Origin of the sequence: Streptomyces sp. 11x1, assembly GCF_032598905.1 — a bacterium.
Classification (GTDB): Bacteria; Actinomycetota; Actinomycetes; order Streptomycetales; family Streptomycetaceae; genus Streptomyces.
In genome coordinates this window covers 4,035,358-4,050,201 of the sequence record NZ_CP122458.1, presented here as the reverse complement: position 1 = coordinate 4,050,201, position 14,844 = coordinate 4,035,358, and the positions used below count along the sequence as shown (strand labels likewise).

The 14,844-nt window shown below is 70.9% G+C and carries 12 protein-coding genes; 7 read left to right on the top strand and 5 right to left on the bottom strand.

The features are described from left to right. Nucleotides 1–35: 35 nt before the first annotated feature. From P8T65_RS17460 to P8T65_RS17450, 3 genes are all read right to left on the bottom strand, one after another. A complete protein-coding gene (locus P8T65_RS17460) occupies nt 36–743 on the bottom strand; it encodes an ester cyclase (RefSeq protein ID WP_316726254.1) in 708 nt (235 codons plus the stop codon). A 93-nt stretch (nt 744–836) separates the two neighbouring features. Beyond that, nucleotides 837–1,610: an SDR family oxidoreductase gene (locus P8T65_RS17455; RefSeq protein WP_316726253.1), complete on the bottom strand. Its 774-nt coding sequence runs from the start codon at nt 1,608–1,610 to the stop codon at nt 837–839. 134 nt (nt 1,611–1,744) lie between these two features. Then, complete coding sequence (locus P8T65_RS17450; RefSeq protein WP_316726252.1) at nt 1,745–2,410, bottom strand: MOSC domain-containing protein; 666 nt, start codon at nt 2,408–2,410, stop codon at nt 1,745–1,747. Between the two features lie 80 nt (nt 2,411–2,490). Between P8T65_RS17450 and P8T65_RS17445 the strand changes: the two genes are divergently transcribed. After that, nucleotides 2,491–3,393, top strand: a complete 903-nt coding sequence (locus P8T65_RS17445; protein WP_316726251.1) for a LysR family transcriptional regulator — start codon at nt 2,491–2,493, stop codon at nt 3,391–3,393. A gap of 25 nt (nt 3,394–3,418) precedes the next feature. Here P8T65_RS17445 and P8T65_RS17440 read toward each other — a convergent pair whose 3' ends face one another. Then, a complete protein-coding gene (locus P8T65_RS17440) occupies nt 3,419–3,748 on the bottom strand; it encodes a WhiB family transcriptional regulator (protein WP_184904558.1) in 330 nt (109 codons plus the stop codon). Between the two features lie 392 nt (nt 3,749–4,140). Between P8T65_RS17440 and P8T65_RS17435 the strand changes: the two genes are divergently transcribed. From P8T65_RS17435 to P8T65_RS17420, 4 genes are all read left to right on the top strand, one after another. Further along, on the top strand, nt 4,141–4,752 hold the full coding sequence (locus tag P8T65_RS17435) for a response regulator transcription factor (protein WP_003948568.1): 612 nt from the start codon (nt 4,141–4,143) through the stop codon (nt 4,750–4,752). Nucleotides 4,753–5,020: 268 nt separating this feature from the next. Further along, nucleotides 5,021–5,596, top strand: coding sequence for a sigma-70 family RNA polymerase sigma factor (locus tag P8T65_RS17430; protein WP_005481141.1), 576 nt, complete (start codon nt 5,021–5,023; stop codon nt 5,594–5,596). 164 nt (nt 5,597–5,760) lie between these two features. Then, entirely contained in the window at nt 5,761–7,266 is a 1,506-nt protein-coding gene (guaB, locus tag P8T65_RS17425; RefSeq protein ID WP_316726250.1) for an IMP dehydrogenase, read from the top strand. A 117-nt stretch (nt 7,267–7,383) separates the two neighbouring features. Further along, nucleotides 7,384–8,508, top strand: coding sequence for a GuaB3 family IMP dehydrogenase-related protein (locus P8T65_RS17420; protein WP_316726249.1), 1,125 nt, complete (start codon nt 7,384–7,386; stop codon nt 8,506–8,508). A 556-nt stretch (nt 8,509–9,064) separates the two neighbouring features. Here P8T65_RS17420 and P8T65_RS17415 read toward each other — a convergent pair. Next, nucleotides 9,065–10,273: a nucleotide sugar dehydrogenase gene (locus P8T65_RS17415; protein WP_215448572.1), complete on the bottom strand. Its 1,209-nt coding sequence runs from the start codon at nt 10,271–10,273 to the stop codon at nt 9,065–9,067. Between the two features lie 291 nt (nt 10,274–10,564). On the opposite strand from P8T65_RS17415, the gene P8T65_RS17410 reads away from it, so the two are divergent. Together P8T65_RS17410 and P8T65_RS17405 are read left to right on the top strand one after the other, a co-directional pair. Further along, nucleotides 10,565–12,271 (top strand): glycerol-3-phosphate dehydrogenase/oxidase, encoded by a 1,707-nt coding sequence (locus tag P8T65_RS17410; protein ID WP_316726248.1) that lies wholly within the window; start codon nt 10,565–10,567, stop codon nt 12,269–12,271. A gap of 183 nt (nt 12,272–12,454) precedes the next feature. Then, nucleotides 12,455–14,641, top strand: a complete 2,187-nt coding sequence (locus P8T65_RS17405; protein ID WP_316726247.1) for a serine/threonine-protein kinase — start codon at nt 12,455–12,457, stop codon at nt 14,639–14,641. Nucleotides 14,642–14,844 lie beyond the last annotated feature (203 nt).

The window sequence follows — 14,844 nt, the reverse complement described above, 5'->3', positions numbered from 1 at the left end:
ATGTCCCCGCTCTCGCCCACCGCTTCCGGCGCCGCCTACCGCTCCAGCGCGTCGAGCGCGCCCAGCTGCCCCATCAGCCCGAGCCGGTCGTACTGCCACCAGCCCTCGACGATCTTCCCGTCCGGCGAGAAGCGATGGATCGTCGTGCCGGTCATGGTGACCTCCCGCCCGGTGGCCGCGATCCCGAGGAAGTCGCCCTGGTGCGTGCCGTTCCACGTCCAGCGCGTGCACACCTGGTCACCCTGCGCGATCTGGTCACCGATCGCGAACGAGAAGTCGAAGGCGGCCCGCCACATGCCGACCTCGCGCCTGACCGCGTCCATGCCGATGGCGTCCTGCGGGTTGGCCGGATCGTGGTCGTGGTAGTCCTCGACCAACAGATCGTCGAGCGGCGGCAGTTCGCCCTCGGTCCCGATCGTCTCGAAGAACCTGCGCGCGTTCGCCGCGTACAACTGCTCGTCGCGCACCACGTCCAGATCGGTGAACGTGGGCATCTCGTCGCACAGCGCCACCATCTCCTGGAAGATCCGCTCCGTCTCCGGCAGCCCGGAGTTCCGCATCGCCTCCTCGTACGAGGGGAACTCCACGATCTCCACGAAGTGCGAGCCGTCCGAACGGTCCTTCCCGATCACACTGTGCGTCGCGGTCCGCTTCCCCTTGGTCTGCTCCACCCAGGTGTCCATCAGCCGGTTCATCTCGTCGAACCTGCTGGTCCTGCAGTCGATGAGCTGCACGAATGTCATGACACACCGCCTCCGACCCCCCTGGGTCCGGATGAACAGCTCCATTGTCGCGCCGGGCCGCCGCCCCCACCCGCCGGGCCGTCCGGGGGACGGCTACTGCGGCCCGTACTTCCGTCCCGTCTTCGAGCTGATCCCGCCCAGCAGCCCGCGCGGCACCACCTTCACCACACCCATCAGCGCCTTGTAGCGGGGGTCCGGGATGGAGACGGACCTGCCGCGGGAGAGATCGGCGAGCGCGGCGGTGACGAGCTTGTCGGCGTCGAGCCACATCCAGGAGGGGATGCTGTCGGTGCCCATGCCGGCCCGCTCGTGGAACTCGGTCCGGACGAAGCCGGGGCAGAGGGCCATCAGCCGCACCCCGGTCCCGGCCAGATCACGCGCTGCACCCTGCGTGAACTGCACGACCCACGCCTTCGACGCCCCGTACGTGCCGCGCGGCACGAAGGCCGCCACCGACGCCACGTTCACCACACCGCCCCGGCCGCGCTCGCGCATGGCCTCGGTGGCCGCCGAGGTCAGACGCAGGACCGCCTCGCAGTGGACCTTGAGCATCCGCAGCTCGTCGGCCATGGCGACGTCGAGGTAACGACCCTTGTTGCCGAAGCCGGCGTTGTTGATCAGCAGGTCGACCGGGTTCTTGCGGTCCGCCAGCCGCCGCGCCACCGTCTCGATGCCGTCGTCCTCCGCGAGGTCCGCCGTCAGCACCTCCGCCTCGATGCCGTGCCGGTCGTGCAGCTCGGTCGCCTGCTCCCGCAGCCGCTTGGTGTCCCGCGCCACCAGCACCAGGTCGTGCCCGTCCGCCGCCAGCCGCCGCGCGAAGGCGGCACCGATTCCCGCGGTCGATCCCGTAATCAGAGCCGTTGTCATGGCCCAAGCGTAGTGACCGCGACCGCGCGGGTCCGATTGCTCCACCGCACGTTCACCAGCGACTTCGCCGACACCTCGGTGAACCCCCGCATCGCCGTGGCACCTTCACCGGCACCCCGCCCTGCCCCGACCCGTCACCCCTGCGCCGCCACGTACTTCCGCGCGATCTCCAGCACTTCCGGATGCAAGGCCTCGTCCGCCGCCAACAGCCTCGGCAGCAGGGAGTGTTGATCCATCATGGCGCGGAAGACGAGCGCCACGGTGACATCGTGGTCGGGCCGGTGGACGATCTCGATCGGATCGCCCGGGCTGATCTCGCCCGGCCGGATCACCCGCAGATACGCTCCGGGCGCGCCCTGGCGCGTGAAGCGCTTGACCCAGCCCCGTTCGCCCAGGTGGCGCTGGAAGTTGAGACAGGGGACGCGACCGGAGGTGACCTCCAGGACCACCTCGGAGCCGATCCGCCAGCGTTCGCCGATGAGGGCGCCGGAGACGTCGAGGCCCTGAGTGGTGAGGTTCTCGCCGAACACCCCGCTGGGCAGGGTGCGGCCCAGTTCGCGCTCCCAGCCGTCCAGGTCCTCCCGGGCGAAGGCGTAGACCGCTTGGTCGTCGCCGCCGTGATGCCGGGTGTTGCACACCGCGTCCCCGGCCACGCCGCTGGCGCCGACCCCCTTCGGTCCGGGCGTCGCCACCCGCACCGGCCCGTCCACCGGCCGCTTGTCGATGCCCGAGACCCTCTTCGACTCCTTCACGACGTCGACGGCTCTGGCCCGGCCCACATTCAGTGATAGAAGCTTCATACCGGCACCGTAGGCGCGCACGGTCAAAGCGTCGACGCAATATCCGGCACGCGGTCCAAGCCCCGCTTATGCTCGACCGCGTGATCGAGGCCCGTCATCTCCGCGTCCTGCGCGCCGTCGCCACCACCGGCTCCTTCTCCGCCGCCGGCCGGGAACTCGGCTGCACCCAGCCCGCCGTCAGCCAGCAGATGAAGGCGCTCGAAGCCTCTGTCGGCACCCCGCTGCTGGTCCGCACCGGCCGGGAGATGCGGCTGACCCAGGCGGGCGAGGCGCTGGTACGGCACGCGGCCGGCATCCTCGCCGGGCTCACCGCTGCGGAGGAGGAGGTCGCCGCCATCGCCGGGCTGCGCGCCGGACGGGTCCGCCTGGTCTCCTTTCCCAGCGGCAGCTCCACCCTGGTGCCCACAGCCCTGGCGGCCCTGCGCGCCGATCACCCCGGAACCCGGGTCTCCCTGGAGGAGGCCGAGCCGCCGCGGTCGGTCGAGATGCTGCGCGACGGCGACTGCGACATCGCGCTCGCCTTCCGCTACGAGGGCGCCCTGGGAACAGAGGAGGGGGAGTGGGACGACCTGGTCGTGCGCCCCCTGCTCACCGATCGACTCGTCGGGCTCGTCCCGCACGGGCACCGGCTGGCCCGGGCGCGCTCCATCGGCATCGGCGAACTCGCCGGGGAATCCTGGATCGCCGGCTGCCCGCGCTGCCGGGGGCAACTGGTCCGGGTCTGCGAGAGCGCGGGCTTCACGCCCCGTATCGACTTCGCGACCGACGACTACCCGGCGGTGGTCGGACTGGTGGGCGCGGGGCTGGGCGTGGCCGTGCTGCCGGAGCTGGCCGTGGAGTCCGTACGCCCCAAGGGGGTGCGCACGGTGTCGGTCGAGCCGGTGGTGCACCGGGAGATCGTGGCGCTCACCCTGCCGGACCTGGCCCTCGTGCCCACGGTCGCGGCGACGCTGGACCGGCTGGCCGGAGCGGCCGCGCGCTAGCGCCATGCGCTGAAGAAACGTTCTTTCAGGTATCCGAACCGCTGTCGCTCCCGGACGCGGACGCCGTCACCAGCCGGTGCCGGGCCCTGCCCATGAGCTCCTCGCGCTCGTCCTCGGTCAGCCCGCCCCACACGCCGTACGGCTCGCGCACCGCCAGGGCGTGGGCCGCGCACTGCGCGCGTACCGGGCATCGCATGCAGACCTCTTTGGCCGAGTTCTCACGAGCGCTCCGTGCCGCACCGCGTTCTCCTTCGGGATGGAAGAAGAGCGAGCTGTCGACCCCACGGCAGGCCGCGAGGAGCTGCCAGTCCCACAGATCAGCGTTCGGTCCGGGAAGGCGGGAGAAATCTGCCATTGCGTGTCCCCTTGTTGCCGTTCTGGGAGGAGATGGTGCCCACGACCGTACATCGACTATCTAAGGAGATGAAAATATGACTCATTGCGAATCTAGCCTCAGACACCAATAAATGGGAACAAAAACGTCTGAATGGGGCATAGGTTGTGATGAAACGTTGAGGGTCCGTCGCGCATGTCTGCATCGTGTCCACCCCCTCACGTAGAGTGCCGAAGGTGACCAGCCATCCCGTAACTCTTTCGAGTGACCGTCGTTGAGACGGGCGGAGGCGGTTGAAAGAACAAGCGCTCGGGCAGGCGTTCGTGTCCGCTCGTGAGTGTCGACCGCACAGGTGACGATTTCGTACCAGCCTGGAGGCTCAAGGTGACGCGCATCAGCTGCGGAGGGCGGCCATGACATCCGTCCTCGTCTGCGACGACTCCCCGCTTGCCCGAGAGGCGCTGCGCCGCGCGGTGGCGACCGTGCCCGGCGTCGAGCGCGTGACCACGGCGGCCAACGGCGAGGAAGTCCTCCGCCGCTGGGGGGCCGACCGCTCGGACCTGATTCTGATGGACGTACGCATGCCCGGTCTGGGCGGCGTCGAGACCGTACGGCGGCTGCTGTCCGCCGACCCCGGGGCGCGCATCATCATGCTGACCGTCGCCGAGGACCTGGACGGCGTGGCCCTCGCGGTCGCCGCCGGCGCACGGGGCTATCTGCACAAGGACGCCTCCCGCGCGGAGCTGCGCGCCACGGTGACGCAGGCCCTCGCCGACCCGACCTGGCGGCTCGCCCCGCGCCGGCTGCGCTCCGCCGAGATGGGGGCCGCGCCGACGCTCACCGCGCGGGAGATCCAGGTCCTGGAGGGCATGAGCCACGGCCGCTCCAACGCCGAGATCGGTCGCGAACTGTTCCTCTCCGAGGACACGGTCAAGACCCATGCCCGGCGCCTGTTCAAGAAGCTCGGCGCCTCGGACCGCGCGCACGCGGTGGCGCTCGGCTTCCGCTGGGGTCTGGTCCGCTGAGTGGACCGTGCCGGGGGTGGTCCCCCACGAGGGAGGAGCCCCGCCTGCCGCACGGCCGGCGGGGGTGACGAGACGATCCGCCGGGTGCCCGCTGCTCGTTTCGCCGCGGATGCCGCATCCTTGAGGTGTGGAGTCCCTAGGGGAGCAGTCGAACGAGCGGGAGGGGAGGGCGCAGGAGATGAGTTCCGGCGCGCCTGCTCATAACGCTTCGGTGCACAACCATGGACGTGGCGCCACGGACCGGACGGCCGCAAGGCACCATGGACCGATGCGCGACGACGAGACGACAGTGATCGGTGCGCTCGTGCATCGCGCGGTCGACGGGGACGAGCAGGCCACGCATGATCTGCTCGCCCATGTCCACCCCTTGGCGCTGCGCTACTGCCGCACCCGTCTGTCCCGGCTGCCGGGCGACGCGCGGCACTTCGTGGAGGACCTGGCACAGGAGGTCTGTGTCGCCGTCCTCCTCGCGCTGCCGCGCTACAAGGACACCGGAAGGCCGTTCGAGGCGTTCGTCTTCGCCATCGCCGGCCACAAGGTCGCCGACCTCCAGCGGGCCGCGATGCGCCACCCCGGATCGACGGCCGTCCCCTCGGACGAGATGCCGGAGCGCCCCGACGACTCCCTCGGCCCCGAGGAGCGCGCCCTGCTCAGCAGTGACGCCGAGTGGGCCAAGAAGCTTCTGGCCAACCTCCCCGAGAACCAGCGGGAGCTGCTGCTGCTGAGGATCGCGGTGGGGCTCACGGCCGAGGAGACCGGACAGATGCTGGGGATGTCACCGGGTGCGGTCCGGGTGGCCCAGCACCGGGCCCTGAGCAGACTCCGGGCGCTGGCGGAGCAGTAGCCGCCCTCGCACGGACCCCGGGGGGCGCCCCGCGTGAACAGGCGGGGCGCCTTTTCCGTACGAACATACGAAGCCCGGCGGTACTTCGTACCGTGGAATGTGTGCCCCGCGCTTCCCGTTAGCATGGACATCCGCACCGATCAAGGCCATTTGGGGAAGGTGTCATGACTGCCAACGTCGACGGAGTGCCCGATAAATTCGCGACGCTCGGGCTGACCTACGACGACGTGCTGCTGCTGCCCGGCGCGTCGGACATGGCACCCGACGAGATCGACACCGCCTCGTACGTCTCCAAGAACGTGCGGGTGAACATCCCGCTGCTCTCGGCCGCGATGGACAAGGTCACCGAGTCCCGCATGGCGATCGCCATGGCCCGTCAGGGCGGCGTGGGCGTGCTGCACCGCAACCTGTCCATCGAGGACCAGGCCAACCAGGTCGACCTGGTGAAGCGCTCCGAGTCCGGCATGGTCGCCGACCCGATCACCGTGCACCCGGACGCCACGCTCGCCGAGGCCGACGCGCTCTGCGCCAAGTTCCGCATCAGCGGCGTCCCGGTGACCGACGGCAACAAGAAGCTGCTCGGCATCGTCACCAACCGCGACATGGCCTTCGAGACCGACCGTTCGCAGCGGGTCCGCGAGGTCATGACGCCGATGCCGCTGGTCACCGGCAAGGTCGGCATCACCGGCGTCGAGGCCATGGAGCTGCTGCGCAAGCACAAGATCGAGAAGCTGCCGCTGGTCGACGACGCGGGCATCCTCAAGGGCCTCATCACGGTCAAGGACTTCGTCAAGGCCGAGAAGTACCCGCACGCGGCGAAGGACGGCGAGGGCCGCCTCCTCGTCGGCGCGGCCGTCGGTGTCGCCGGCGACGCCTTCGAACGCGCCCAGGCCCTCATCGAGAACGGCGTCGACTTCATCGTCGTCGACACCGCCCACGGCCACTCCCGCCTGGTCGGCGACATGGTCGCCAAGATCAAGTCGAACTCCTCCGGCGTCGACGTCATCGGCGGCAACATCGCCACGCGTGACGGCGCCCAGGCCCTGATCGACTCCGGCGTGGACGGCATCAAGGTCGGCGTCGGCCCCGGCTCCATCTGTACGACCCGGGTCGTCGCCGGCATCGGCGTCCCGCAGGTCACCGCCATCTACGAGGCATCCCTCGCCGCCAAGGAGGCCGGCATCCCGGTCATCGGCGACGGTGGCCTGCAGTACTCCGGCGACATCGCCAAGGCCCTGGTCGCGGGCGCCGACACCGTGATGCTCGGCTCGCTGCTCGCGGGCTGCGCCGAGTCGCCGGGCGAGCTGCTCTTCATCAACGGCAAGCAGTTCAAGTCCTACCGGGGCATGGGTTCGCTGGGCGCCATGCAGTCGCGCGGCGACCGCAAGTCGTTCTCCAAGGACCGCTACTTCCAGGAGGGCGTCGCCTCCGACGAGCAGCTCGTCCCCGAGGGCATCGAGGGCCAGGTGCCCTACCGCGGCCCGCTCTCCTCGGTCGTCCACCAGCTGGTCGGCGGCCTGCGCCAGTCGATGTTCTACGTCGGCGGCCGCACCGTCCCGGACCTCCAGGCCAACGGCCGGTTCGTCCGGATCACCTCCGCGGGGCTCAAGGAGAGCCACCCGCACGACATCCAGATGACCGTCGAGGCGCCGAACTACAGCCGCAAGTAGAACGCAAGCAGAAACGGCACGACGCTCCAGGGCGGTTCCGGACACTCCGGAACCGCCCTCGGCGTGCCCGTCGGCGATACTGGTAGACGCTGAACGCATCAGGGAAAGGCCACAGACGTGACTGAGATCGAGATCGGGCGCGGCAAGCGCGGCCGCCGGGCGTACGCCTTCGACGACATCGCCGTCGTCCCCAGCCGCCGTACGCGGGACCCGAAGGAGGTCTCGATCGCCTGGCAGATCGACGCCTACCGCTTCGAGCTGCCGTTCCTGGCCGCCCCCATGGACTCGGTCGTCTCCCCGGCCACCGCGATCCGCATCGGCGAGCTGGGCGGCCTCGGCGTCCTCAACCTCGAAGGGCTCTGGACCCGGTACGAGGACCCGCAGCCGCTGCTCGACGAGATCACCGACCTGCCCGTCGAGGCCGCGACCCGTCGCCTCCAGGAGATCTACGCCGCTCCCATCAAGGAGGAGCTGATCGGGCAGCGCATCAAGGAGGTGCGCGACTCCGGCGTCGTGACCGCCGCCGCGCTCTCCCCGCAGCGCACCGCCCAGTTCTCCAAGGCCGTCGTGGACGCGGGCGTCGACATCTTCGTCATCCGCGGCACGACCGTGTCGGCGGAGCATGTCTCCGGTTCGCACGAGCCGCTGAACCTGAAGCAGTTCATCTACGAGCTGGACGTCCCCGTGATCGTCGGCGGCTGCGCCACCTACACGGCCGCCCTGCACCTGATGCGCACCGGCGCGGCCGGCGTCCTCGTCGGCTTCGGCGGCGGCGCCGCGCACACCACGCGCAACGTGCTCGGCATCCGGGTCCCGATGGCGACGGCGGTGGCCGACGTCGCCGCCGCGCGCCGGGACTACATGGACGAGTCCGGCGGCCGGTACGTGCACGTCATCGCGGACGGCGGTGTCGGCTGGTCCGGCGACATCCCCAAGGCGATCGCCTGCGGCGCGGACGCGGTGATGATGGGCTCACCGCTGGCCCGCGCGACGGACGCGCCCGGCAAGGGCAACCACTGGGGCATGGAGGCGGTGAACGAGGAGCTGCCGCGTGGCATGAAGGTCGACCTGGGGACTGTGGGGACGATCGAGGAGGTCCTCACGGGGCCGTCCCACACGCCCGACGGCTCCATGAACCTCTTCGGCGCGCTGCGGCGGGCGATGGCCACGACCGGGTACAGCGAGCTCAAGGAGTTCCAGCGGGTCGAGGTGACGGTGGCGGATTCGCCGCACATGCGGTGACATGACGCTGCGCTCGGCTTGAGCGGGGTTCGGGGCTCGGTTGCCTTGGGGTGACCGGGCCCTTTTGTCTGCCCAAGTGGGGTGGTGGGGGCGTGAGTTGTGGGGTGGGGGCGCGCGGGTGTGTTGGGGACGAATGTGGGCCGAACGGGCGTAGCCGGGCGATAGCGTTCGTGTCCGGCGCCCCAGCTTGGCTGGGAGCCCCCTTCCAAGGACACGATCCGGACCCCGCCCTCGGGGCCCGGCCCGATTCCGACGGACCGTCCACCGGGCACTGGGCGGTGTCGTGGAAGGGGGCGCCCATGGGACGTCACCGCAAGCCCACTCGCTGGGACCGGATCCGTCTGCGGATGGTGAAGTGCCGGAGGAGGTGGATCTTGCGGATTTTCGGATGGTGAGCGGCCGCCCCCACGCAAGCTAGGGGCGGACACTCCGTGAACCATCCAGGAGCTCGTCGCAGTCCCACCTGCGGCGGGCTCCACCTGTTTCCGTACGGTACCGGTGGAGGCGGGCGGCTGCCAGCGGCCCCGGAAGTCAGGGCTGTGTCGTGCGCCCCCTCTCACAACCTGTGCGCCGCCCCCGTGGGTGTGGCCCCCCGCGTGTCCAGCAGGAGCTGGGCCTTCACCGACAGGCCCTGGAGGTCGTAGGTGCGGTGTTGCTGGAGGAGGATCGTCAGGTCGGCGTCGGCGGTGGCCTCGTAGAGGGAGTCGGCGCGGGGGATGGGGCGGTCGAGGACGCTCCAGGTGGGGACGTGCGGGTCGTGGTAGCTGACGTGGGCGCCGAGTTCGATGAGGCGGCGGGCGATCTCGTCGGCGGGGGTGCCCTGTTGGTCGGGGACGTCGGGCTTGTAGGTGACGCCGAGGAGGAGGACGCGGGCGCCCCGGGCCGACTTGCCGTGCTCGTTGAGGAGCGTGGCGGCGCGCTGGACGACGTACTGGGGCATGCGGTGGTTGACGCGCTGGGCCAGTTCGACCATGCGGAGGGAGCGGGGGGCGTGGCCCGCGAGGTCCTGGGGGAGCGCGTGGCCGCCGACGCCGGGGCCGGGGCGGAACGCCTGGAAGCCGAAGGGTTTCGTCTCGGCGCAGCGGATGACGTCCCAGAGGTCGACGTTCAGGTCGTGGCAGAGGGCGGCCATCTCGTTGACCAGGGCGATGTTGACGTGGCGGTAGTTGGTCTCCAGGAGGTGGACCGTCTCCGCCTCGCGCAGGCCGCGCGCGCGTACCACCTTGTCGGTGAGGCGGCCGTAGAACGCCGCCGCCGATTCCGTGCAGGCGGGGGTGAGGCCGCCGATCACCTTGGGGATGTTGGCCGGGCCGTAGGCGCGGTTGCCCGGGTCGACGCGGGCCGGGGAGTAGGCGAGGTGGAAGTCGCGGCCCGCGCGGAGGCCCGAGCCCTCTTCGAGGAGGGGGCGCAGGAGATCCCCGGTGGTGCCCGGGGGGACCGGGGACTCCAGGATGACCGTGGTGTGGGGGCGCAGCCGGGCGGCCAGCGTGCGGGCGGCCTCCTCGACCTGGGTGAGGTCGAGCGAGCCGTCGGCGCCGAGTGGGGCGGGGGCGCAGATGACGGCCGTACGGACGCGGCCGAGTTCGGCGGGGCTGGTGGTGGGCTTGAAGCCGCGGGCCAGCATGCGGCGGAGCTCGCCGGGGGTGAGGGAGCCGGAGTCGGGGCCGGTGCGGTAACCGAGCGTGGCGATGCCGGCGGCCACGGCGGCCTGGGCCAGCGGCAGCCCCAACTGGCCGAGTCCGATCACGGCGAGATCTGCGGGCATGGCGGGGCCGTCCTTCCCAGTAACCGAAGCGGGACAGACGCGCAAGCCCGGTGGTCTGGATGAGCGAGCGCAATGTCACATTAGGCGGAAATATGACCGATATGCGGGATTGGGGAGTTGTTTTTCTGTGCGCGTCCTGCGGAGTTATCCACAGGCTGGGGGCCGGTGGTGGCCGAAGTCGGGCAACGCGGTCAGAATTTTGGGCAGGGGATGCGAGAGGGACGAAAGAGCTGGGTCTCGCCGACGGGCACGGACGGATGAGGCCGACGCGACGGACAGCGGGAGGCAGCGGTGAGGACAGCGGCACTGGGGCCGGCGCAACGCGCCGAGTCACTGGCGGGTATGGCCGAGCACGAGCTGGACGTACTGGTCGTGGGTGGTGGCGTGGTCGGTGCGGGCACGGCCCTGGACGCCGTGACCCGCGGTCTGTCCACGGGTCTGGTCGAGGCGCGTGACTGGGCATCGGGCACCTCCAGCCGGTCCAGCAAACTGATCCACGGCGGTCTGCGCTATCTGGAGATGCTCGACTTCGCCCTCGTCCGGGAGGCCCTCAAGGAGCGGGGGCTGCTGCTGGAGCGGCTGGCCCCCCACCTCGTGAAGCCCGTGCCCTTCCTCTATCCCCTGCAGCACAAGGGCTGGGAGCGGTGGTACGCGGGCTCGGGCGTCGCGCTGTACGACGGGATGTCCATGGCGCGCGCGCACGGGCGAGGGCTGCCGATCCATCGTCACCTGACCCGTCGCCACGCCCTGCGGATCGCCCCCTGCTTGAAGAAGGACGCGCTGGTCGGTGCCTTGCAGTACTACGACGCCCAGATGGACGACGCCCGGTACGTCGCCACCATGGTGCGCACGGCCGCGTCGTACGGGGCGAAGGTCGCCAACCGCGCGCGGGTGACCGGGTTCCTGCGGGAGGGCGAGCGGGTCGTCGGGGCCAGGGTGCAGGACGTCGAGGGCGGCGGGGAGTACGAGGTCCGCGCCCGACAGGTCGTCAACGCGACCGGGGTGTGGACCGACGACACCCAGGCGATGGTGGGCGAGCGCGGACAGTTCCACGTACGGGCCTCCAAGGGCATCCATCTGGTCGTACCGAAGGACCGGATCCACTCCACGACCGGGCTGATCCTGCGGACCGAGAAGTCCGTGCTGTTCGTCATCCCCTGGGGTCGGCACTGGATCGTGGGCACCACGGACACCGACTGGGACCTCGACAAGGCGCATCCGGCGGCCTCCAGCGCGGACATCGACTATCTGCTGGAGCATGTGAACTCGGTCCTGGCGGTGCCGCTGACGCGGGACGACGTCCAGGGGGTGTATGCCGGACTGCGGCCCTTGCTCGCGGGGGAGTCGGACGCCACCAGCAAGCTCTCTCGTGAGCACATCGTGGCGCATCCGGTGCCGGGGCTGGTCGTGGTGGCCGGGGGCAAGTACACGACGTACCGGGTCATGGCCAAGGACGCGGTGGACGCGGCCGTGCACGGGCTCGACCAGCGGGTCGCGGAGTGTGTCACCGAGGACGTGCCGCTGCTGGGCGCCGAGGGGTACCGGGCGTTGTGGAACGCGCGGGCGCGGATCGCGGCGAGCACCGGGCTGCACGTGGTGCGGGTGGAACATCTGCTGAACCGGTACGGGTCGGCCACCGAGGAGGTGCTCGAACTGATCGCCTCCGATCCTTCGCTGGGGGAGCCGCTGCGGGCGGCCGACGACTATCTGCGGGCCGAGGTGGTGTACGCGGCCTCGCACGAGGGGGCGCGGCATCTCGACGACGTGCTCACGCGGCGGACGCGGATCTCGATCGAGACGTTCGACCGGGGGACGCGCAGTGCGCGGGAGGCGGCGGAGCTGATGGCTCCGGTGCTCGGGTGGGACAAGGACCAGATCGAGCGGGAGGTTCAGCACTACGAGAAGAGGGTGGAGGCGGAGCGGGAGTCGCAGCGGCAGCCGGACGACCTGACGGCGGACGCGGCGCGGTTGGGGGCGCCGGACATCGTGCCGCTGTAGCCGGACACGGGCTGGTCCGTTTCTGGGCCGGGCTCAGAAACGGGGCCCCGGTGGTGAAGTGTGGGCGGGTGTGGTGAGGGTCTTGGAGGTGGGGTGGCCGGTTGAGGGGGGCCCTGGGCGTGGGGCCGTTGGCGGGTGGGTGACAATGGAGGCTCTGTCAGGGCGGGTTGTATGAGGGGACGCATGTCGGAGGCGGAGCGGGCTGGGGAATCCCGTCAGGACAAGGACGCACGTCTCCTCGCCGGGCGGTACCGGCTGGGAGGGGTGCTCGGTCGCGGCGGCATGGGCACGGTGTGGCGTGCCATGGACGAGACGTTGGGCCGTACGGTCGCCGTCAAGGAGCTGAGGTTCCCGTCGAGCATCGACGAGGACGAGAAACGGCGGCTCATCACACGCACGCTGCGCGAGGCCAAGGCGATCGCGCGGATCCGGAACAACGCCGCGGTGACGGTGTTCGACGTCGTCCATGAGGACGACCGGCCGTGGATCGTCATGGAGCTCGTCGAGGGCAAGTCGCTCGCCGAGGTCATCCGGGAGGACGGCGTCCTCGAACCGAGGCGCGCCGCCGAGGTGGGGCTCGCCATCCTCGACGTGCTGCGCGCCGCGCACCGCGAGGGCATCCTGCACCGGGACGTGAAGCCGTCCAACGTGCTCATCGACAAGCACGACGGCCGGGTCGTCCTCACCGACTTCGGTATCGCCCAGGTCGAGGGCGACCCCTCCATCACCTCGACCGGCATGCTCGTGGGCGCTCCCTCCTACATCTCGCCGGAGCGGGCGCGCGGGCACAAGCCCGGGCCCGCCGCCGACCTGTGGTCGCTCGGCGGTCTGCTCTACGCGGCGGTCGAGGGGGTGCCGCCCTACGACAAGGGTTCCGCCATAGCGACACTGACCGCGGTGATGACCGAGCCGGTGCCGCAGCCGAAGCGCGCCGGGGCCCTCAAGGACGTCATCTTCGGCCTGCTCACCAAGGACCCCGAGCGACGTCTCGACGACGCCGGCGCACGGGCCATGCTCAACAGCGTGATCCACGCGCCCGACCCGAAGGACGTCGATCCGGTGGACGCCACCCGGGTCGTGCCGTTGCCGCCGGCTCCGGAGGAGCGCGCGAAGAAGGGCGGTTCCGGTGGGGCCGGGGCCAAGGGCGGTGCGGACGAGCGGGTTCGGGCGCCCCGGTGGTCCATGCGGAAGGGGCCGGCCGCGGCTGCGGCCGGGGCCGCCGGTGGGGCAGCGGCCGGCGGAGCCGGCACCGGCGTCGGCGCCGCGCGGGGTACCTCCGGTGGGACTTCGGGAGGGGCCTCCGGCGCGGTTTCCGGTGGGGGCGGTCCGAAGTCCTCGGCCTCGGCGGCCGTGACGACGCGGTCTGCTTCCGTCGGGGTGTCGTCCGGGGCCGACAGCGCGACGAAGGGCGGGGGCGCGGCGCAGGCGGACAAGCCGGCGTCCGCGGTGCCCGGCCCCCGGGCCGGCGGAATCGGTCAGGGCGCGGGCCCGGGGAACTCCGTGTCGACGGGGCGGACTTCGGGGTGGCCCGAGATGACGCCGCCGGATCTGCCGCCGCGGCCGGTGCCCAGGGCGCCGATCACGGACGTGGTGTCGCGGCGGACGCTGGCGGTCATCGCCGTGGCCGTGGCCCTCGCCGTCCTCGGAACCGTCCTGGTGCTCACCCTCGGTGGGGACGACGGCAGTTCGACCGGCAGCAAGGGTGCCGACACCAAGGCGGCCGCGTCCAGCGGGTCGGCGTCGGGGAGCGACGCCGACGGCAAGGACGCGGACAAGGGCACGGACGAGGACACCGGCAAGGAGAAGGGGTCCGACCCCAGCCCCGACGGGGAGACGACGGAGGAGGCCACCGGGTCGGGTGGAGCGGGCGGCAGTTCGCCGAGCCCTTCGGGCGGGTCGAACGGCGCCGGAAGCGGTGACGGCTCCGGCTCGGGCGACATCGCGGCCGAGACGTACAAGAGCGCTCAGGGGTTCTCGATCGGGCTGCCCGACGGGTGGAAGTACCAGTCCACGGACAACGCGGGTGCCCGGTTCTCCGGCCCCGACGGCCAGCGTCTGCTCGTCGGGTGGACGTCCACGCCGAAGAGCGACCCGGTCGCGGACTGGAAGAACCAGGAGCGCTACATGACGCGTTCGCAGTACAAGCGGATCCGAATAGAGTCGGTGGACTACCGGGGCTGGAACGCGGCCGACTGGGAGTTCACCTACATGGAGAGCGGGACGAAGAACCGTTCGATCGACCGGGGGTTCGTCGTCGACTCGCAGCAGGGATACGCGTTGATGTACACCGCGAAGGCCGCGAAGTGGAGCGGTGAGCTGCGCAAGGACACCTGGCGGACGTTCACGAAGACGTTCGAGCCGAAGGCGTAGGGCTTCGCGCCCGGTGTGTGGGGGCGCGTGGCGGTGGGTGTTGTGCGCCGGTGTGTTGAGGGTGAGGGTGCTGTGCGGGCCCGTGCCTTGGTTCGGGGTGCCGTACGGGGGCGTGCGGGTGCGCGGGGCGGGGCGAGGCGGCTCCGTATGAGCTCAGCTTCGGGAGTTGTGCCCGCCGGGTGAGTTCGGCGACGGGTCTTCCG